Genomic DNA, 20173 nt, shown 5'->3' with positions numbered 1-20173 from the left:
TCACCGCGCCATCGCCATCGCCATCGCGATGCCGCGGTCGACGACCTCGGAGAGCTCGATGCCGGCGGCGGCCATCATGCGCGGATAGCGGCTGTAGGCCGTGAACCCGGGCATCGTGTTCACCTCGTTGAGCACGATGCGGCCGTCGGCTTGCAGGAACATGTCGACGCGCGCCAGGCCTTCGCAGCCGAGCGCGGCATAGATGCGCTTCGCCGCGCGCCGGATCTGGTCGCGTTGCGGTTCGGGTAGTGCCGCGGGAACGGTCATGACCGCGTTCTCGGAGCCCTGCTCCGGCTCGGTCTCCTGATGGATGCGAAAGAAGCCGTGGCGGAGCTCGATCTGATCGACTTCTCCGACGATCAGGTGCGCGCCGCTCCCGAGCACGGCACAGCCGACTTCGGTGCCGGAAACGGCCTGCTCGATCAGAACCTTGCAGTCGTACTGCCGCGCCGCAGCGAGCGCGGCGCCCAGCGCTTCCGCGCCCTCGACCTTGGTCACGCCGAACGACGAGCCCGAACGCGCGGGCTTGACGAACACGGGGTACGCGAGGTCGTGGGGTACGTGCGTCTCGCCCGCGTCGACGATCGTGAACTCGGGAGTGTCGATCCCCGCGCGGCTCGCGACCACGTACGCGAGCGACTTGTCCATGCAGGTCGCCGAGCTCTGGACTCCGCATCCGACGTACGGAATGCCGGACAGCTCGAGCAGGCCCTGGACGGCACCGTCCTCACCGGACTTCCCGTGCAGGACCGGAAACACCGCGTCGATGCGAACCGCGCGCCAGCCATCACGCGCGCCGACGAGCAACCCGTGCGTCTCCCGGTCGGGCGAGATCACCGCGGGCCGGCAATCCCCGGCTTCCCAGTCGACGGACGGCCGGGCGCACGTCTTCCACACGCCGCACTTCGTGATGCCGATGTAGAGCGGCTCGTATCTCCGTGTGTCGATGTTCGCCGCGATCTCGGTTGCAGACTTCACGGAGACGTCATGCTCCTCCGAGCAGCCCCCGAACAAGATCGCGACCTTGAGTCGATGCATGGGCTTGGTTCCTTTCGAAGCGCAGGCAGTTCACGAGCGTCTGTTCCACCGTGTCGCGCAACATCCGCGCGGTGTAGTACGCGGTGTGCGGAGTGACGATCACGTTGGGCAGCTGTTGCAGCCGCAGCAGGAACGGATGGTCGACCGGACTCGTCGTGCGATCGCGGTAGAAGACCCCGTCTTCCCCTTCGAGCACATCGAGTGCCGCACCACCGAGCCTTGCGGTCTCGAGCGCGACGAGCAGCGCGGCGGTATCCACGAGCGCGCCACGACCGGTGTTGACGAGAGATGCGCCCGGCTTCATCGCTTCGAATTGTGCGCGTCCGATGATGTGATGCGTGTCGCGATCGAGCGGCAGATGCAGCGTGACGACGTCGCTCTCGCGGAGCAGCTCGTCGAGGGACACGAAGTCCGCGACGGCCGCGGTCGTCGGCCCGTTGTTGCAAGCCAGCACGCGGCATCCGAACGCGCGCAGGCGCGTGACCACGGCGGTGCCGATGTTCCCGACGCCCACGACGCCGACCGTGAGGTCGCGCAGGTCTCTGCCGGGGAGGGCGCCGAGCCGGAAGTCATGTTGTTCGGCAGCACCGAGCACTGCTTTGACGTTCCGAATGACCATCAGGATCAGCATCACGGTGAAGTCGGCGACGCCGTCGGGCGCGTACACGACGTTCTCGACCGCGATGCCCGCGCGTTCCGCGGCCGGTAGATCGATGTGATCGAAGCCGATGCTGCGCGTCGACACGTACTCGACGCCCGCGTGCTGCAGCGCGCGCAGGATCGGAGCCGAGATCTCGGATTTGTGCCCGACGCTGACGCACCGGTTTCGCGGCACCGAGACGACGCCCGCCTCCGAGACCGCGTCGCTCGAAATCGTCGGAACGATCCCGAGCCGCGGCGACAACTCGAGAAAGAGCCGCGCCTCGTCCGGCTCGCAGCCGTAGACGGTGAGCCCGAGTTGGGTCACGGCCACATCCGGGGATCGTGCGACGGATCCGCATACATGGGCGGGCAACCGTGGTCGATCGCGTCGGGGCGCAGCTCGTAGTGCCACGGTTCGTTGCGGTAGATCCGGCACAACCCGTACCGCGCGCCGTGTTCCGAGAGCCACGCCGTCGCCGCGACGGGACCGATGTCGACCGCGTTCCCGGAAACGTGCGCCGACGTGGCGGGCGAGGCCACCCATCGCGCCGCTTCGTCGCTCGAGCCGTACTTCGAGATCGCTTCGTCGAGGAGGTGCTGCTGGTATTTCGGAGAACGCCAGCCGCTCTCGACGAAGAGGCCGACTCCATCGCCCGCCGCGTCCGTCGCGGCGGCGCAGAGGGCACGCAGGAGCGCGGGATCGAGGTTGGCGAGGGCGGGGTGGTCGCCGTCGAAGACCGTCACACCGGCCGGCACGACGCCGTCGGCCGCGCCGAGAGCGTCGCGCACGAGGTCGGTGGTGGATCTGGTCACCCGCCGAGTCAACGCCGAGTGGCGTTGCGGGCCCGTACGTGATTTTCGATATGCCGACGAAAGGCACCCGCTCGTTAGCATCCGGGCACGCGTGTCTTGATCGTCGAGGACGAGCCCTATCTGGCGGAAGCAATCCGCGACGGCCTGCGGCTGGAAGCGATCGCCGCCGACATTGCCGGCGACGGCGACACCGCGCTCGAGCTGCTGGGCGTGAACGCCTACGACATCGCCGTCCTCGACCGCGACATCCCGGCACCGACCGGCGACGAGATCGCCGCGCGCATCGTCGCGTCGGGCAGCGGCATGCCGATCCTCATGCTCACCGCGGCCGACCGACTCGACGACAAGGCCAGCGGGTTCGAGCTCGGCGCCGACGACTACCTCACGAAGCCGTTCGAGCTCCGCGAGCTCGTGCTCCGCCTTCGCGCGCTCGATCGACGGCGCGCGTTCAGCCGCCCGCCGGTGCGCGAGATCGCGGGGCTGCGGCTGGACCCGTTCCGTCGCGAGGTCTACCGCGACGACCGGTACATCGCGCTGACCCGGAAGCAGTTCGCCGTGCTCGAAGTCCTCGTCGCGGCGGAAGGCGGTGTCGTGAGCGCCGAAGAGCTGTTGGAGCGCGCGTGGGACGAGAACGCCGACCCGTTCACCAACGCGGTGCGCATCACCGTCTCCGCACTGCGCAAGCGACTCGGTGAGCCTTGGGTCATCGCCACCGTCGCGGGCGTCGGTTATCGCATCGATACCGCGCCCGCGTCCGGAGGGACGCAACGGTGACGAGAGAGCCGGGATTGAGCGTTCGGCTCAAGCTCACCCTGAGCTACGCGGGCTTCGTCATGCTCGGGGGCGCGCTGCTGCTCGGCGCGGTGTGGTTGTTCCTGCTGCGATACGTGCCGCGAGGGCAAGACGTCATCGTCCACGGCGCGCGGGTTCTGATCACGCCCGGCCGCGGTGCGCTGCTCCGCGACTTCGGGCCGGCCGCCGCCGTCACGCTCGCGTGCCTGTTGGTGTTCGGTCTCGGCGGGGGGTGGCTGCTCGCGGGCCGGGTGCTCGCGCCGTTGACGCGCATCACCGACGCCACCCGGGTCGCCGCGGGCGGATCGCTCTCCCATCGGATCCAGTTGGAAGGCCCCAACGACGAGTTCCGGGAGCTCGCCGACGCCTTCGACGCCATGCTCACGCGGCTCGAAGCGCACGTGGCCGAACAGCAGCGATTCGCCGCCAACGCATCGCACGAGCTGCGCACGCCGCTCGCGATCACGCAGACCCTGCTCGACGTCGCGCGCAGGGATCCGGACCTCGACCCGCGCGAGCTCCTCGAACGTCTCGACGCCGTCAACACGCGCGCGATCGACCTCACCGAAGCGCTGCTCCTGCTCAGTCGGGCCGACCAACGGTCGTTCACGCGCGAGCCCGTCGACCTCTCGCTCGTCGCGGAGGACGCCACCGAGACGCTGCTGCCGCTCGCCGAGCGCCGCGGCGTCACCATCGAGACTTCGGGCCCGACGACGGTCGCGACCGGTTCACCCGCGCTCCTGCTCCAGCTGGCGACGAACCTCGTGCACAACGCGATCGTCCACAACGCGACCGAAGCCGGCACCGTGTGGGTCACGACCGGCGTGCAGGCCGGAAGTGCCGTGCTCAGCGTCGAGAACACGGGCGAGCCGCTCACCCCCGACCTGGTGGCCACGCTGACCGAGCCGTTTCGGCGCGGCAGCGAACGCGTGCACGGCGACCACGCCGGAGTCGGCCTCGGTCTGGCGATCGTGAAGAGCATCACGCAGGCACACGACGGCACCCTCACGCTCACGCCGCGCGACGGCGGCGGCCTGCGCGCGACGGTGCAGCTGCCTACCGCGAGCGACTGACGATCGCTGCGGTCGCGTCAGCCCGCGGCGCGCGCCGCTCGTTCGCGACCGAGACGCGCGAGCGTGCGCAGCGAGAGCGCGTTGCGCGCGCTCGTCGCGATGTCGAGCACGAAGCCGAACGGCTGCGGAACCTTGCCCTTCGGCTCCTCGCGCATCGTGATGCGGGTGCGCCGACCGCCGGCGAGCGGCTCGAGCTCGAGCTTCACGAGTGCTTCGCCGAGCGGACGAAAACGAGCTTGGAGCTCGAGCACGCGATCGGGCTCGATCCGCAGGATCTTCGTCGAATCCTTGAGCTCGACGCCCGGCGCGCCGACGGCGTGGTGGAAGCGGGAACCCGGCGCCGGCCATTCCGGGTCGACGGCGCGCACCCGCTTGGCGCCGAGCACCCAGTCGACGTACGCCTCCGGGTCGGTCAACACCGCGAACACGTCATGCGGTGATGCGTCGACGTCGATGCGGTTCACGCTCATGTGCGCCTCCCGATGTGTGCGAGCCGGTCGTGCAACACGGCGGCGCGCGCCGCGTTCGCACCCGGACCACCGTGGACGCCGCCTCCCGGATGCGCCGCGGCGGACGCGAGGAACAGGCTCGCGACCGGCGTCTCCGGACGGCCGAGCCCCGGGAACGGCCGGAACACGAGCTGCTGATGCAGCTGTGCGGTGCCGCCGTTCAAGGCGCCGCCTTCGAGGCTCGGGTTCTCGGTCTCGAAGCTCGACGGCGTCAACACGTGGCGGCCGCGTACGAGCTGCCGGAAGCCCGGCGCGTGCGCCTCGACGGTCGCTTCCATCCGTTCGACGAGACGCGCGATCACCGTCGGGTCCTTCGACGCCGGCGCGCGATCCGGATGGGGCACGTGCGTGTACGCCCACGCGGTCTCCTTTCCCGCGGGCTGGCGGCTCGGGTCCGTCATGCTCTGCTGCCCGACGATGAGGAACGGGTCGTCGGTGATGTCGCCGCACACGGTCTCTGCGGCGATGCGGGTCAGGGCGTCGACGCTCTCGACGAGGTGCACGGTGCCGGCGCGGCGCGCGGCGTCGGCCGTCCACGGGATGGGACCGTCGAGGGTCCAGTCGACCTTCACGGTGCCGTTGTCCCACTGGAACTGCTGCAGTCGCGACCGGAAGCCCGCGGGGAGATCGTCTGCGCAGAGCATCCGCCGGTACAACGCGGGCGCCGACACCGCGGCGAGCACCGCGCGCGTCGCGCCGATCTCCGTCCCGTCGCGCGTGCGGACCGCGACCGCGCGCCCGCGACGGACGACGACTCGTTCGACCGGCTCGTTGCACAGCACTTCGCCTCCGAAGTGCTCGAGCCGCCGCACCAGCGCGTCGGTCAACCCGCTCGCGCCTCCGGCCGGTACGGGAAACCCGACGCGCTGCCCGAGCGACGTCAGCAACCAGCCGAAGAACCCGCTGAGCGCGGCTTCGGGCGCGAGATCCGCGTGCAGCGCGCTCGCGGCCACGAGTCGCCGCGCCGCGCCGCCTCCGAAGTGCTCCTCCCCCAGGCGGCGCACGGGCAGCAGGAGGAAGCGAATGAACTCGGTGTAGTCGCGCGGTCGAATGCGCGTCGCGAGTCGTGCGGTTCCCGCGATCGGCGGGAACGGCGCGAACAGCGTCGCGAGGATTGCGCGCTCGATCCTGGTCCACCGCGCGTACAGCGCACGCCACGCGTCACCGTCGCCCGGATGGCACGCGTCGAGGCTCGCCGCGGTGGTGTCGAGGTCGCGCGACAGCACGGGACAGCTGCCGTCGAGCGCCGGATGCGCGACGACCAGCGGCGCGTGCAACCACCGCAGCCCGTACTGCTCGAGCCCGAGCCGCGCGAGCACCGGCGACGCCGCGCCGAGCGGATAGAACGCGCTGCAGACGTCGTTCACGTAGCCCGGCTCGATCAGCTCGGTCGAACGGACCGAGCCGCCAGGGGTCGCCTTCGCCTCGAGCACGACGACGTGCCAGCCGCGCTCGGCCAGCAGGTTTGCGGCCACGAGCCCGTTCGGGCCCGCGCCGACGACGACGGCGTCCGGGGTGCTCAACCCGACACCCATGCCCGCGCACCGGCCTCGCTAATCCCCGGCGGTCGAGGGCACTCGCGCGAGCGCGTCTCCGTGGCGACGGCATCGAGCCGCGGCGAGTCACCGCTGGGAAGTGCGACCGTGCCGTTGTGCGTCGCGGACGAGCGCGCCGAGGGCGGCGAGCAGAACCTGCCGCTCGAGATCCGTCGTGACAGCTTCGGGGGCGTGACGCGCGCGACGCGGCACCGCATCGGAGAGCGCAAGGCCGATCGCGAGGCCGCGCAGGATGTGCAGAAGTGCCGGAGGCGGGAGCACGTCGGCGATCTCCGCGCCGGCAACCTGCGTGGTGAGCTCGGTGAGCCGCGTGCCGATCTTCGCCTGTTGGCGGCGGACCAGACGGACGGTCGCAACATCGATCGACGGATCGCGCAGCAGGTTCAGCGTGAGCTGTTCGTACGCGACGAACCGGGGCTGCCGGTAGAAGCGCCAGATCACGTCGGCAAGCGATTCGAGCCGTGCTTCGAAGGTGTCGCCCGTGATCACCGCGGAATCGAGCGTGTCGATCAGCTCGAGCATGCCCTGCTGGAACGTCGCGAGGAGGAGTGACTCGCGCGTCCCGAAGTGGTACTGGATCACACCCCACGTCACTCCGGCGCGTTCGGCGATCCGGTTCGAGCTCGCGCGGTAGAAGCCTTCCTCGAGGATGCAGTCGATCGTGGCGTCGATCACCATCGCGCGCGTCGCGGCGGCGGTGTCGGCGACGCTCATCGCGTCAAGGATGCCGGATCCGACCGGTGCTCGTCATGAATCACGTGCTCGTGCTGACCGCGCCGGCGGCGATGAGCCCTTCGATGCGGTCGGGTTCGTAGCCGATGTTCCGAAGGACGGCGCGCGTGTCCTGGCCGACCGCGATCGGCGGGCCCTGGATGCGACCAGGGGTGGCCTCGAGGTCGAAGAGCAATCCGGCGACGTCCATGCGACCGACGAGCGCTTGCTCGTACGACGTGACCCAGCCTTTGGCGATGAGCTCCGGATCGTCGAACAGCGAGACGACGAAGTCGGGGTCGGCGATCTCGCACGGGATGCCCGCGCCGTCGAGCGCGTCGAACCATTCGCGCGCAGTTCGCGTCGTCATGTCACCGCCGGTCAGGCGCGCGAATTCGGAGACGTGCTCGTCGGTCACCAGCGCGAGGCACAACCGTCCGTCCGCGGTCTCGTGCAGGCGGTACCGATCGCCCCAGCCGGTCTGCATCGCGTCGAGCACCGGCCGCTTCGCCGGTGTCCCGTCGACCGCGAGCCACGTCATCGACGCGTTCAGCAGATGCGCGTTCACGATCGACGTGTGCACGAACTGGCCTTCCCCCGAGCGCCCGCGGTGCGAGAGCGCCTGGAGAATCGCGATCGCCGACAGGTAGCCGTTACCCGTGTCGCCGAGCGAGGTGTTGGGCCAGATCGGCGCGTTGCCGGACTCGACGCCGCCTTCCATCCACGAAGTGCCCGCCAGCGCGGCGGCGGTCTGGTCGTTGCCCGGCAGCAACATGCGGCTCGAGTCGTGACCGCGCGTGTGGCAGTAGATCAGTGCCGGATTGAGATGCCGGAGCGACTCGTAGTCGACACCGAGACGTTCCGCGGCGTCGTAACGCATGTTGTGCTGGAGCACATCGGCGCCGCGCACGAGATCGTGGAGCACGGCGAGACCGTCGGGATGCTTCAGGTCGACCGCGATGCTCTGCTTCCCGCGATTGCACGACATCCCGAAGCAGGTCTGCAGGAAGAAGCCGTCGAAGTTCGCGCTGTTGACCGCGATCACCGTCGCTCCGAGATCGGCAAGCAGCTGGGTGCCGAACGGGCCGGCAACGGCCAGACCGAGGTCGAGCACGACGACGCCTTCGAGTGGCGATCCGATCGCGCGCCGGGTCCCGTCGACGGCCGGCGTCGCCTCACGCGCGTGCGCGGCCTCGGCCCGAACCTCGGCCGTGTGCGCCCCCCGGGCCGCGGTGCCGCGGATCGGCGGTGCCGCCACCTTCTCGAACCGGTACGCGTGACCGACCATCCGCATGCCGTCGACTTCGACAACGCTGCCGTCGCGCTCGAACTCGGGATCGCACAACGCCTCCTCGGGCGACCGGACCCGCTGAACCGGTAGCCCGACCTCCGCCGCGAGCCGAGCCCAATCCTCGGCCGGAAACTTCGCCACGGCGTCCCGCATCGCGTCGTGGAGCTCGTGCAACACCGTCATGCCGTCCGGCGCCGGCGACACGCGCGCCGGAGCGTCACGACGCGCGTTGAGCGCCGGTCCCGCTTCGAGCGCGTCCAACTCCCCCGCGCTCAGGATGAAGCGCGGCACCGCAACCCAATGGTGGGTCCAGCGCCCGTCGGAGCCCTTGAAGAACCCCTTCGGCGCGCGCGAGTCGAACACCCACGAGTTGAACCCGTCGCGGTCGGCGCGCTCGACGCGTTGCCACGTGCCGACGGTCGTCGCGAGCGCACCCTGCAGCATCGACGTGTGCACGTGCTGGCCGCGGCCGGTGACCTCGCGCGCGAACAGCGCCGCGTTGATCGCGACCGAAGCGTTGTAGAACGTCGCGAGGCTGATCCACGGGAGACCGCTGAACAGTGGGCCGAGTCGTGCCGCGCCGATCGCCTGACCGGCGGGCGCTTCGCGACCCGCGAGGATCTCCGCGCGCGACAAACGCCCGATCGTCGTGCCCGCGACACCGCGGCTCTCGAACTGCTGACCCGTGCGCGCCGCGACCAGCGCGTCGTACGCGGGGCGATGTGCGTGCTTGCCGGTCTCGCCGTAGCCGGTGATCGAGCAATGGATCAAGCGCGGATTCGCGGCGAGCAGAGTCGGATGGTCGATGCCGAGCTTCGCCGCGACACCCGGCCCGAAGCTCTCGATCACGACGTCGGCGTGGCGCGCGAGCGCGAGGAACACCTCACGGTCGGCGTCGGCGCGCAGATCGAGCGTCGCGCGGCGCTTGCCGCGCGACCACACGCACGAGCCGGACAGCTCGGCGAAGGGATCACCGGCGGGCGCCTCGATCCGCGTCACGCGCGCGCCGTGATCCGACAACAGCATGCCGGTCATGGGTCCCGCGACGCCCCACGAGAGGTCGAGGACGTCGATGCCATCGAGAATCCCCCGCCCCGGCGCCGCGGTGGCCGAGTCGCCTGCGTCGTTCATGTCGACATAGTATCTACTATGTTGCGATGAAGGCGAGATCGGAGGGCCCGTGACCACTGCGCCGCACGAACGACTGATCTCGGCCGACGATCACGTCGATCTGTCCCACAGCGCGGTCAAGACCCACCTCGCGACGAAGTACCACGACGCGTACGACGCCGCGTTGCGAGAGTTCGCGGCGACGATGACGAACCTCCGATCCGTCGAAGCGAACCAGCGGTGGCGGAGCCAGCAACGCCTCGGCGCGCCGACGTCACCCGTCGGTATGGGAACCGGCCGGAGTCACATCGTCTTCGACGCGGCGGGACACCGCGACCCACGCGCGCGTCTCGCCGACATGGATCGCGACGGCGTCGACGCGTCGGTCACGTACTGCGAGGTCTCGGCGTTCCGCTACCTCTACCTGGTGCGCGACGGTCGCCGCGAGTCGACGCGCGCGTTCAACACCGCGCTCGCCGAGTTCGCGTCAGTCGATCCGAGCCGCCTGATCATCTCGTACCAGATTCCGATCCACGACATCCCCGACGCGATCACCGAGGTGCAGTGGGCGGCCGCGAGCGGCGGCAAGTCGCTGCAGCTACCGGTGTTCCCGACCGAGCTCGGCCTTCCCGACTACTGGGACGCGCGCTACGAGCCGCTGTTCGCCGCGATCCAGGAGGCGCAGCTGCCGATCTGCTGCCACATCGGGATGAACACCATGCTCGACGATCTCGCGCAGCGCGATCCGACACCGCAGAAGGGAATCTTCGTGCCGATGGTTCCGCTGTCGGCGGCCGAAGCGCTCGGCATGTGGATCATGGGCGGTGTCTTCGAGAAGTTCCCGCGATTGAAGGTCGTGTTCGTCGAACCGGGACTCGGATGGTTGTCGTGGTGGCTGTACGTCGCCGACGATCTCACGGCTCGACAGGGCTACGAGTTCCCGGCGATCACCGAGTTGCCGAGCCACTACTTCCACGAGAACGTCTCCCTCACGTTCGTCGACGAACCGGATGCACTGGAACACGCGCGCGGGCGACTCGGTCTCGAGAACGTGATGTGGTCGTCCGATTACCCGCATCCGGTCACGAGCTTCCCGAACTCGAGGGCGATCGTCGGCGCCATGTTCGCGAGCGCCGACCCGCACGAGCGGGAGCTGATCGTGAGCGGCAACGCCGCGCGGGTGTGGAATCTGTGACCGCGCGTCCCGCGCCGCGCCCGACCGACGACAGCGCGGTCTACTGGAATGCGATCGCGCGTCACGAGCTGGTTGCGCAACGCTGCGACGGCTGCAGCACGCTGCGGCATCCACCGCGCCCCATGTGTCCGCACTGCCGGAGCCTCGAGTGGTGCGAGCAACGGCTCGCCGGGACCGGATCGCTGTACAGCTACGCCGTCCTGCATCACCCGCGCAGCCCGGCGTTCGACTATCCGGTCCTCGTCGCACTCGTCGACCTCGACGAAGGCATACGCATCGTCACCAACCTCGTCGACATCGAGTCCCGAGACATTCGCATCGGGATGCGGCTCCGCGTCGCCTTCGAAGCGACGAGCGACGGCGCAGCCGTTCCGGTCTTCGGCCCGGACCCGAACGACACCGTTCCCGCATGACGCGCGCGCACGTCCTGCCGCGCGACGCGGCCGCGATCGCGGGCATCGGCCAGACCGAGTTCTCGCGGCACGCGGGCCGCACCGAGCTCCAACTCGCGAGCGAGGCGATCGTCGCGGCCTGCGCGGACGCGCAGATCGAGGTTGCCGACGTCGACGGGCTCGTCAGCTACACGATCGACCCCGTCGAGGAGACCGAGCTCGTCCGCACCGTCGGACTCCAGGAGATCGGCTACTCGGCGCGCGTGCCGTACGGCGGTGGTGGCTCGATGGGCGTGCTCATGCACGCGGCGGCCGCCGTCGCGAGCGGTGTCGCCGACATCGTGGTCTGCTACCGCGCGGTGCGGGCGCGCTCCGGCGCGACGCGTTTCGGAGGCGCCAAGGTCGCCGTGAACGTCGCGAATACGCACGCCGGCACGACGGCGAGCCAGTGGTGCATGCCGCACGGCGCGCTCACACCGGCTTCGTGGATCGCGCTCAACGCGACCCGCTACATGCATCAGTACGGCGCGACCAACGAAGACTTCGGACGCGCCGTCGTGCAGCTGCGCACGTACGCGGCGACGAATCCCGCCGCGTGGGGCTATCAGCGACCCATGGCGCTCGCCGACCACCAGGCGTCCCGCTGGATCGCAGAACCGTGCATCCGCATGTTCGACTGCTGTCAGGAGACCGACGGCTCCGTCGCGGTCGTCGTCACGAGTCACGAGCGAGCCGCCGCGATGCCCCACCCTCCGGTCGGGATCGCCGCCGTCGCCGGCGCCGCCCGCTTCGAACAGGAGATCGCGTCCGATCACTATCGCCCGGACCTGTCGGTGATGGAGTCGTCGGCGGTGCTCGCACGACGCTTGTTCGACGACGCGGGATTCCGGCGCGACGAGATCGACCTCGCGATGATCTACGACGCGTTCTCGCCGATCCTCTTCATGCAGCTCGAGGCGCTCGGCTTCTGCGGGCCCGGCGAAGCGAAGGACTTCGTCGGCGACGGCAACCTCGCGCCGGACGGATCACTGCCGTGCAACACGAATGGCGGCTTGATCGGTGAGGGCTACATCCACGGCCTCAACATGGTGACCGAAGCCGTGCGCCAGATCCGGGGCACCGCCGCGAACCCGCTGCCGGCCGTCGAGGTCGCCCTCGTTTCGGCGAGCCGAACCGGCGCCATCCTCACGCGCAGCTGAGGAGCCGTCGCCTCATCGCTGCCTTCCGGCCGCTTCGGGACTTCGATCACTTCACGGTTCACAGGACGCGATTGTTGCCGCCGTCGATCGTGAACTCGCTCCCGGTGACATAGGACGCGGCGCCGGAGGCGAGGAAGGCGACGACTTCCGCGACCTCGTGCGCGGTGCCGGGCCGTCCGAGCGGCACGCCTCCGATCGTCTCGAGCAGCAGCGCCTCGGCGTGGTCGCGGTCGACGTGGGCGTCGACCATGATCTGCGCGAGGCGGCGTTCCGCACCGGGCGTGGCGATGAAGCCGGGAGTGACGACGTTGACGCGGACACCCGCCGGCGCGCACTCGGTCGCGAGCAGTTTGCTGTAGCTCGTCAGCGCGGCCTTTGCCGGCCCGTACGCGTGCGACGACGGATGGGGCCGCTTCCACTGCAACGACGAGACGTGCACGATCGAGCCCGAACCCTGCTCGAGCATCAGCGGCGCGAGCAGCCGGTCGATGCGGACCGCCGCGAACAGGTTCGTGTCGAGCACCCGCATCCAGTCTTCGTCCCCGAGCGACAGCACGCCGCCGGGCCGCGCGAACGACGCGCCGACCGCATGGACCACGACATCGACGCCTCCGAGCACGTCGCGGACGGCATCGACGATGCGCACGGCCCCGCTCGCGGAGGCGAGGTCGGCGGCGACGAACGGCAAGCGCTGCGCATCGTCCGCGGGCGCGGTGCGGGCGGCGACGAGGACGCGCGCGCCGCGCGACGCGAGCAGAGACGCGCTCGCGGCGCCGATGCCGCGCGTGCCGCCGGTCACGAGCACGCGCGCGCCGGCGACGCTGCACGCATCGTGCGCGGTCACCCCTGCACCTCCGCCAGCAGCAGGCCGCGTACCCGGGGTGCGGGATCGTTGAGGATGACGATGAGCGTCGCGATCCGGCCGTCGCGGATCGTGACGTAGTTCGTCAGGATCACGGGGTCGGGCAGACCCGACTTGTCGAAGTCGCCGTCGTAGCTCGCCCGCAGGACGGTCGTCCCGTGATGCTCGGCAGCCTCGATCGGCTGCATCGTGACCCGGTCGCCGACGATCTCCTCGGCAATCCACACGCGGATCTGCCGCGCGCCACGAAACTCGCGACGCGCGTCGTTGACGAGCGCATCGTCGGTGAACGTGGCCACGACGGCATCGACATCGCCGGCATTGACGGCGCGGATGTGCTCGCTGACGATGGTTGGAAGCTCGACGGTCATGGAGGTCCCCTTCGGCTCGACGGATGTTCACGCCCACCTTCGAGCCTTCGCATGCCGGAGGGTCAACACCCATCAGGGCGCTTGACTCTCCGGTCGCGGGAGAGTCGATACTGAGCCGGTGACGGGAACGCTCACGATCGGCACGTTCGCCCGGGCCACGCATCTCAGCGTGAAGACGCTGCACCACTACCACCACGTCGGGCTGCTCGTTCCCGCCGACATCGACTCGGCAACGGGATACCGCCGCTACACCCCCGAGCAGATCCCGGTCGCACAGGTCATCCGCCGCTTCCGCGACCTCGACATGCCGCTCGACGAGATCGGCACCGTGCTGCGCGCACCCGATGCCGACACGCGAGCCGAGCTCATCGCGAGCCACCTCGCGCGACTCGAACACGAGCTCGCGCAGACCCAAGCCGCCGTCGCGTCACTGCGCGAGCTCCTCGAGGGGCCGCCCGCCTCCATGCCGATCGACCATCGCAGCGAACCCCCGGCCACGGTCGCCGCGATCGAAGCCGCGGTCGAGCTCGCCGACCTCGCACCGTGGTTCGACGGCGCCATGGGCGAGCTCCGCGCGACGCTCGCCGCGCAAGGAATCGAACCCGCGGGCCCCGGCGGCGCCGTCGTCGCCGACGCGTTCTTCACCGACGAGCACGGCGAGCTCACCGTCTACGTCCCCTGCGTCACCCCGCCCCGACCCGTCGGGCGCGTCACCGCGAAGCTGCTCCCCCCGACCGAGCTCGCCGTCACCGTGCACCACGGCTCCCACACCGACATCGACCGCTCCTACGGCGCGGTCGCGAGCTACGTCGCCGAGCGGGCCATCGGCGTCGACGGACCCGTCCGCGAGCGTTACCTCGTCGGTCGCTACGACACCACCGACGAAAGGCAGTGGCGCACCGAGATCGGATGGCCCATCTTCCGCACCGCCTCTGCGAGTCGGCGGTCGCTGTGAACCGGTGTCGACCGAGGCCGCCGCGCGGCCGTCAGTCGGAGGACGCGCCGAGTCCGGCGCGTTGACCGATCTCGCCTGCGTCGACGCGATTTCCGGCGTCGAGCTTCCGCAGGATGTTCGACACGTGCACGCTCGCGGTCTTCGTGCTGATGAACAGGATCTCCGCGATCTGACGGTCCGTTCGGCCCCGCGCGAGCTGGTCCAGAACCTCGCCCTCGCGCGCGGTGAGACCGAGGTCCCGAGCGACGGCATGCTGCGGAATGTCGACCCGTAGCGACTCGTCGACCAACGTGATGCGCGCCCGCTGCGCCAGGCGCTCGACGTGCACGACGAGCGCCTGCGCGCCGATCTCGCGGGCCCGGTTCCACGCGCTCGTGACCGCCGCGATCGCGTCGGATCGCGCGTGGGTTGCGAGGGCGGCCTGCGCCGCGCGCCACTCGCAATAGGTCGTCGACCACGGCTCGGACGCCTCGATCCATGCGGCCGCGGCGGCGCGCCAGAGAGCGGGATCGGGCTCGTCCAGACGGGTGGCTTCGGCAACGGACTGTGCGAGCATGGCGCGCACTCGGGGCGGTGCCGGGTTCGCGGGTCGACTGAGGGTGTCGACACCGCCGCGCGTCTGTTCGACGAGCCCGGCCGCGAGCCGGCGGAGCTTGTCGCGATCGACCGTGCGGCCTCTGAGCCGTGCGGCGTCGTCGATGTCGGCCAGTGCTCGAACGCCGAGTGTGCAGATCTCGGACCGCCGGAAATGATCCTCCGTCGCCCCGATGTTGGTGAGCGCGCGCTCGATCGCGGCGTAGGCGTCGTCGGGTGCATTCCGCTCGAGGAGCAACTCCGCGCGCAGCGTGTCCGCCGTCCCGCCCCCGACGAACGCCGGCTGGTCGGCGGCGAGCCGGTCGGCGGCGTCGAGGTGGCTCTCCGCGTCGTCGAGCTGACCTCGGCGCAGCGCGAGGAGCGCGCGCAGGGCGTGCGGGCCGTACACGCAGCTGCTCGTGCCGCGTTCCGGCATGCGGTCGAGCACCGCCGTCGCGTCGTCGAAGCGAGCCGACCGGATGAGCGCCTCGCTGCTGTTCTGGCCGGCGGCGTACAGGCGGATTCCCGTGACCCATTCGCCGGTGGTCGAGCTCTTGACGAGGAGCGCCGTCTCGTCGAGACGTCCGGCCGTCATGAGGACGTGCGACAGGTTTCCGTAGCAACGGTCGAGCGCGACGGGCAGCTGGAGGTCTTCGGCGAGGTCGACCGCGCGACGAGCGTGACCGAGCCCGTCCTCGACGGCGCCGGTCTCGACCAGGCACACGCCCAACGTGCACTCGGCATGACATTCCGCGACACGCGCGCCCGCCGCACGCGCGATGGCGATTGCCTCGTTCGCGCGTTCCGCGGCGGCGTCCAGGCGTCCCATCACCATACGGAGCCCGGCCTCGTACGCGACCACGAGCGCGAGCTCGCTCGTCGGGAGGTCCGCCGGGAGGAGCGCCGCCGCACGCGCCAGCGCGGCGACCGCACCGTCGATGTCGCCGGCCACGGATGTCTGGCGGGCGAACATCGTCAGCGCGGTGGCGACCCGTTCCGGGGTGACGTCGGGATCGGCGTCGTCGATCGCGCACTCGACGAGCTCGAGCGCACGATTGGTCTGCCCGGCGATGTACGCCATGTCCGAGGCCTTGATCAACAGGTCGACGCGGTCGATGCCGGCGCGCTCGAGCGCGCCACAGCGGTCGTAGGCGGCGAGCGCACGCTCGTACTGCGCGTACGCCTCGGGGATCGCGAGCAGCGCGGCCATCGCATCAGCGGCCCGGAGCGCCGTGTGCATCGCAGCCGGCCATTCGCCGCACTCCCACCAGTGGTGCGCGAGCTCGCCGTCGACACGCCCGAAGCCCTCGGCCTGCCGGTCGTCGAGTGCGCTGAGCGCGACCGCCAGCTGGTGATGCAGTCGCGTTCGTTCGGTCGGCAAAAGCGATTCGTACATCGCCTCTCGTTGCAGCGCGTGCCGGAACCGAAGCCGCGTGCCGCCGTCGACGACGAGGAGGTGACCGGCCACCGCCTCTGCAGTCGCGGCGTGCAACCGATGGTCGTCGAGCGCGCACGCGGTCGGCAACAGGCGATGGTCGATCGAGAGGCCGGCCGTTGCCACCGTTGCCGCGAGCGTGCGCGCGTCGGCGCTCAGGCGCTCGGTGCGCAGCAACACGACGTTGAGCAGCGTTCCCGGCAGCGACGGGCTCCCCCGCGCCGCGGTCAACTCTTCGGCGTAGAACGGATTCCCGCCGCTGCGCGCGTGCACGGCATCGAGCAGCGACCACTCCGGTGGCGAGCCGAGAATCTCGCCCATCAGCGACGCGGTGGTGTCGCGATCGAGGCCGGTCAGCTCGAGACACGAGGCCGCGCGGTGACGCACGAGCTCCGTGAGCATCGAGCCGAGCGCGCTGGCGCGGTCCGTCTCGTCGCTGCGGTAGGTCGCGATGATCAGAATCGGGCTCGAGCCGAGGTTCCGGGCGAGGAAGTCGATCATCTCGAGGCTCGTCGAGTCCGCCCAGTGGAGATCCTCGAACACGAGCACCGCACGTCCGCGCGCTCCGAGCGATTGGCAACACGCGAGGAGCGCTTCGGCGAGATGAACCCGGTTCGCGCCGTCGGCCGACGCGGCATCGGAGGTGTCGATGTCGAGGCCGAGCGCTCGCCGGGCCGACGCGAGGGCGTCCCCCACGATTGCCGCGTCGAGCCGCCGGGAGATGTCCCGCACGACGCCGACGATGGGTCCGTACGCGAGCCCGCCGCCCTCGGACGGTGTGCAGACACCGATCGCGGTCAGCAGCCCGCCGACTCGCGCGCGCTGCAGCAGCTCGTCGACGAACCGGGTCTTTCCGATGCCGGCCTCTCCGCCGACGAGCAGCGTCCGCGCGCCCGTCGCCTCGAGCCCGTCGAGCAGCGCGCCCATCACCGCGAGCTCCGAGTCCCGACCTGCGAGTGTCCCGGAGGGCACTTCGTCCACGACTTGATCGTCCCACAGCACGACGGCCACGCGCCCTCCCGACCTCGCGATCACGGAGACGGATCGGCCGTGATCGAAGGCCGAATCGGCCTCGGGATCCAGGATCTGCCGACCATCGCGACGGGGCATCGGAAGAACTCCTCAGATCTCTCGCCGGGGCTACCTACGAAGCGTCCCGGTGGCTCGGCTCGCCGGTCGGGCGCGAGGATGGCCGCGCGGGGGACGATTGCGGAGGGCGAAGGTGACTCGAATCCGGCGCACTCGTCGCGGCGTGACCCGGTTGTCGGTGCTGGTCGCGGTGCTGATCGGCGTGACCGCGCTGCCCCCGGTGGTCACCGCGCGCGCCAATGAGACGACGGTGTCGGCCGACCGAGTGCGCACCGGTTGGGATCCGGCCGAGCCGAACCTGGCGCCCGCCGACGTGGGTGCCGCCGACTTCGGTCAGCTGTTCTCCACCACGGTCGATGGTTCCGTCTACGCGCAGCCCCTCGTGATCGGCGACCTCGTCGTCGTCACCACCGAGAACGCGAAGGCGTACGGCATCGACAAGATCAGCGGCGCGATCCGTTGGGAACGCGACTTCGGCACGCCGTTCCCCGCGTCGGCCATCGGCTGCGGTGACCTCACCCCGAATCTCGGATCGACGTCGACGCCGGTCTACGACCCGAAGACCGCCACGATGTATCTCACGACGAAGATCGTCACGGGCGAGAACCCGAATCGGCCGACGTGGTTCATGCACGCGATCTCCGTCGCCGACGGCAGCGAACGCGCCGGGTTCCCCGTCACGATCGCGGGCAAGCCCGACAACACGGCGGGGATCCCGTTCCAACCGTTCACCGCGATGCAGCGCCCGGGGCTGCTGTTGCTCGGCGGCGTGGTGTACGCGGGCTTCGCGTCGCATTGCGACATCAACCCGTACCGCGGCTACGTCGTCGGAGTGAGCACCGCGAAGCACGCGATCACCGCGATGTGGAGCACCGAAGCGGGCTCCGGCGCCGACGCGAGCTCCATGGCCGGGATCTGGCAGTCGGGCGGTGGGCTCGTGTCCGACGGTCCGGGACGGATCATCCTCGCCACGGGCAACGGTGTGTCGCCGCCGGCGGCGCCCGGTTCGCCGCCACCGAAGACGCTCGCGGAGTCGGTGGTGCGCCTCGCCGTGGGAGCGAACGGCAAGCTCAGCGCCAAGGACTTCTTCTCGCCGGCCGACGCGCCGACCCTCGATCAGAACGACACCGACCTCGGGTCCGGCGGCCCGGCTGCGCTGCCCTCGCGGTACTTCGGCACGGCCGCGCACCCGAACCTCCTCGTCGAGGTGGGCAAGGACGGGCGGGTGTTCCTCCTCGACCGCGACAACCTCGGTGGCCGCGAACAGGGTCCGCACCACACCGACGGCATGCTCGCGATGTCGGGTCCGTACGCGGGCGTGTGGGGTCATCCCGCGGTGTACGGCGGCGAAGGCGGCTGGGTCTACACAGTCGAGAACACGAGCTATCTGCGCGCGTTGCGCTACGGCGTCGACGGCGCGGGAGTACCGACACTGAGCTCGGCCGCGACGAGTGCCGGCACGTTCGGATACACCTCGGGTTCGCCGGTGGTGACGAGCGACGGCACGACGCCCGGCAGCGCGATCGTGTGGGTGGAGTCGTCGACCGGCTCGTCCGGAACCGGCGGGCAGCTGCGCGCGTACGCCGCCGTTCCGAGCGGCAGCGTGTTGCAGCTGCTGTGGTCGTCACCGATCGGGATCGCGTCGAAGTTCGCGGTGCCCGCCACCGACTCCGGCCGCGTGTACGTGGGCACGCGCGACGGGCACGTGTTCGGCTTCGGCCGACCGGCGACCCCCGCGCTGCAAACCAGCTCGCTCGAGTTCGGCGACGTGAAGGTGGGGACGCGCAAGACGCTCACCACGGTCGTCACCGCGACGCGCGACGTCGAGGTGACCGGGGTGTCGACCGCGGCGCCGTTCACCGCGACTCCGCCCTCGCTCCCCGTGCTCCTGCACGCGGGCGACTCGCTCGAGGTACCGGTGCACTTCGCGCCCGCGAGTGCCGGCGACACCACCGCGCAACTGTCGATCGCGTCGGACGCGGGCGCGTACGCGCTCGATCTGCACGGCTATGGCACCGCGCAAGGACTCCTCGCCGCGCCTCCGTCGATCGACTTCGGGACGATCGCGGTCGGCGCCGGGGGGAAGACGCTCTCGGTCAACATTGCGAATTCGTGGACGAAACCGGAGAAGATCACCGCGACGACACCACCGGGTTCACCGTTCTCGGTCACCGGGCTTCCCTCGATCGGGCAGGTGCTCACACCCGCGCAATCGGTGACGGTGTCGATCCTCTACAACCCCGCGACCGCGGGAACGTCGAGCGACTCGCTCGTCGTGACGAGTAACCACGGCGCCGCGACGATCCCGCTCACCGGGAGCGCGCTGTCGGGCCATGGTCACCTCGAGGTCACGCCGAACCCGCTCGCGTTCGCCAAGGTCGCGATCGGTGATTCGAAGACCATGGCGTTCGACATCTCGAATACCGGCAACATCCCGATCACGCTCACGAAGGCGAAGGCGCCGGCGGGCGTGTTCTCCACGTCGACGCCGGTGTCGGAAGGTCTCACCCTCGATCCCGATGCCGTGATCCACCAGAAGGTCACGTTCGCGCCGACCGCCCGCGGCG

Annotated in this window: 17 protein-coding genes; 7 read left to right on the top strand and 10 right to left on the bottom strand. The window is 70.2% G+C overall.

The window, feature by feature from the left end:
• The 3 genes from vanA to VH914_17465 are packed head-to-tail and all read right to left on the bottom strand — an operon-like array spanning nucleotide 1 to nucleotide 2493.
• Entirely contained in the window at nucleotides 1-1038 is a 1038-nt protein-coding gene (gene vanA / locus VH914_17475) for a D-alanine--(R)-lactate ligase (GenBank protein HEX4493000.1), read from the bottom strand.
• Nucleotides 986-2005 (bottom strand): NAD(P)-dependent oxidoreductase, encoded by a 1020-nt coding sequence (locus VH914_17470; GenBank protein HEX4492999.1) that lies wholly within the window; start codon nucleotides 2003-2005, stop codon nucleotides 986-988. Before VH914_17470 ends, vanA begins: the two co-directional genes overlap by 53 nt.
• On the bottom strand, nucleotides 2002-2493 hold the full coding sequence (locus VH914_17465) for a M15 family metallopeptidase (GenBank protein ID HEX4492998.1): 492 nt from the start codon (nucleotides 2491-2493) through the stop codon (nucleotides 2002-2004). Before VH914_17465 ends, VH914_17470 begins: the two co-directional genes overlap by 4 nt.
• 96 nt (nucleotides 2494-2589) lie before the next feature.
• On the opposite strand from VH914_17465, the gene VH914_17460 reads away from it, so the two are divergent.
• Nucleotides 2590-3267 (top strand): response regulator transcription factor, encoded by a 678-nt coding sequence (locus VH914_17460; GenBank protein HEX4492997.1) that lies wholly within the window; start codon nucleotides 2590-2592, stop codon nucleotides 3265-3267.
• Nucleotides 3264-4358, top strand: coding sequence for a HAMP domain-containing sensor histidine kinase (locus tag VH914_17455; GenBank protein ID HEX4492996.1), 1095 nt, complete (start codon nucleotides 3264-3266; stop codon nucleotides 4356-4358). The genes VH914_17460 and VH914_17455 overlap by 4 nt, the downstream gene beginning before the upstream one ends.
• 17 nt (nucleotides 4359-4375) lie before the next feature.
• Here the strand turns inward: VH914_17455 and VH914_17450 are convergent, their stop codons facing one another.
• The 4 genes from VH914_17450 to VH914_17435 all read right to left on the bottom strand — a co-directional run bounded on the left by VH914_17450 (nucleotide 4376) and on the right by VH914_17435 (nucleotide 9556).
• Nucleotides 4376-4828, bottom strand: a complete 453-nt coding sequence (locus VH914_17450; GenBank protein ID HEX4492995.1) for an SRPBCC family protein — start codon at nucleotides 4826-4828, stop codon at nucleotides 4376-4378.
• Nucleotides 4825-6390: an NAD(P)/FAD-dependent oxidoreductase gene (locus VH914_17445; GenBank protein ID HEX4492994.1), complete on the bottom strand. Its 1566-nt coding sequence runs from the start codon at nucleotides 6388-6390 to the stop codon at nucleotides 4825-4827. The genes VH914_17450 and VH914_17445 overlap by 4 nt, the downstream gene beginning before the upstream one ends.
• Before the next feature lie 99 nt (nucleotides 6391-6489).
• The gene (locus VH914_17440) at nucleotides 6490-7137 is read right to left on the bottom strand and encodes a TetR/AcrR family transcriptional regulator (GenBank protein ID HEX4492993.1); all 648 of its coding nucleotides are present in this window, start codon (nucleotides 7135-7137) and stop codon (nucleotides 6490-6492) included.
• Nucleotides 7138-7177: 40 nt separating this feature from the next.
• On the bottom strand, nucleotides 7178-9556 hold the full coding sequence (locus VH914_17435) for a CoA transferase (GenBank protein ID HEX4492992.1): 2379 nt from the start codon (nucleotides 9554-9556) through the stop codon (nucleotides 7178-7180).
• A gap of 49 nt (nucleotides 9557-9605) precedes the next feature.
• Here VH914_17435 and VH914_17430 point away from each other — a divergent pair, with 49 nt between their 5' ends.
• Genes VH914_17430 through VH914_17420 form a run of 3 tightly spaced genes read left to right on the top strand, consistent with a single transcriptional unit; the run spans nucleotide 9606 to nucleotide 12321 of the window.
• The gene (locus tag VH914_17430) at nucleotides 9606-10730 is read left to right on the top strand and encodes an amidohydrolase family protein (GenBank protein HEX4492991.1); all 1125 of its coding nucleotides are present in this window, start codon (nucleotides 9606-9608) and stop codon (nucleotides 10728-10730) included.
• Entirely contained in the window at nucleotides 10718-11143 is a 426-nt protein-coding gene (locus VH914_17425; GenBank protein ID HEX4492990.1) for a Zn-ribbon domain-containing OB-fold protein, read from the top strand. The genes VH914_17430 and VH914_17425 overlap by 13 nt, the downstream gene beginning before the upstream one ends.
• The gene (locus VH914_17420) at nucleotides 11140-12321 is read left to right on the top strand and encodes a lipid-transfer protein (protein HEX4492989.1); all 1182 of its coding nucleotides are present in this window, start codon (nucleotides 11140-11142) and stop codon (nucleotides 12319-12321) included. Before VH914_17425 ends, VH914_17420 begins: the two co-directional genes overlap by 4 nt.
• A gap of 58 nt (nucleotides 12322-12379) precedes the next feature.
• Here the strand turns inward: VH914_17420 and VH914_17415 are convergent, their stop codons facing one another.
• The gene (locus VH914_17415) at nucleotides 12380-13165 is read right to left on the bottom strand and encodes an oxidoreductase (protein ID HEX4492988.1); all 786 of its coding nucleotides are present in this window, start codon (nucleotides 13163-13165) and stop codon (nucleotides 12380-12382) included.
• A complete protein-coding gene (locus VH914_17410) occupies nucleotides 13162-13554 on the bottom strand; it encodes a nuclear transport factor 2 family protein (GenBank protein ID HEX4492987.1) in 393 nt (130 codons plus the stop codon). Before VH914_17410 ends, VH914_17415 begins: the two co-directional genes overlap by 4 nt.
• Nucleotides 13555-13672: 118 nt before the next feature.
• Here VH914_17410 and VH914_17405 point away from each other — a divergent pair, with 118 nt between their 5' ends.
• Entirely contained in the window at nucleotides 13673-14509 is an 837-nt protein-coding gene (locus VH914_17405) for a MerR family transcriptional regulator (protein HEX4492986.1), read from the top strand.
• 31 nt (nucleotides 14510-14540) lie between these two features.
• Here VH914_17405 and VH914_17400 read toward each other — a convergent pair whose 3' ends face one another.
• Nucleotides 14541-17498 carry an AAA family ATPase gene (locus tag VH914_17400; protein HEX4492985.1) on the bottom strand — a complete coding sequence of 986 codons (2958 nt, stop codon included), beginning with the start codon at nucleotides 17496-17498 and terminating at the stop codon, nucleotides 14541-14543.
• Nucleotides 17499-17739: 241 nt separating this feature from the next.
• Between VH914_17400 and VH914_17395 the strand changes: the two genes are divergently transcribed.
• The coding region (locus VH914_17395; GenBank protein HEX4492984.1) for a choice-of-anchor D domain-containing protein at nucleotides 17740-20173 on the top strand (2434 nt) is incomplete at its 3' end.

The sequence above is a fragment of the Acidimicrobiia bacterium genome (assembly GCA_036271555.1).
Lineage (GTDB): Bacteria > Actinomycetota > Acidimicrobiia > IMCC26256 > PALSA-610 > DATBAK01.
The sequence above is the reverse complement of the archived record's forward strand: the minus strand, read 5'-3'. Positions and strand labels throughout refer to the sequence as shown.

Excerpts from the sequence above, each read along its gene's own strand:
- VH914_17440 (HEX4492993.1), bottom strand. The coding sequence starts at position 7,137 with ATGAGCGTCGCCGACACCGCCGCCGCGACGCGCGCGATGGTGATCGAC.
- VH914_17450 (HEX4492995.1), bottom strand. The coding sequence starts at position 4,828 with ATGAGCGTGAACCGCATCGACGTCGACGCATCACCGCATGACGTGTTC.
- VH914_17420 (HEX4492989.1), top strand. The coding sequence starts at position 11,140 with ATGACGCGCGCGCACGTCCTGCCGCGCGACGCGGCCGCGATCGCGGGC.
- VH914_17435 (HEX4492992.1), bottom strand. The coding sequence starts at position 9,556 with ATGAACGACGCAGGCGACTCGGCCACCGCGGCGCCGGGGCGGGGGATT.
- VH914_17410 (HEX4492987.1), bottom strand. The coding sequence starts at position 13,554 with ATGACCGTCGAGCTTCCAACCATCGTCAGCGAGCACATCCGCGCCGTC.
- vanA (HEX4493000.1), bottom strand. The coding sequence starts at position 1,038 with ATGCATCGACTCAAGGTCGCGATCTTGTTCGGGGGCTGCTCGGAGGAG.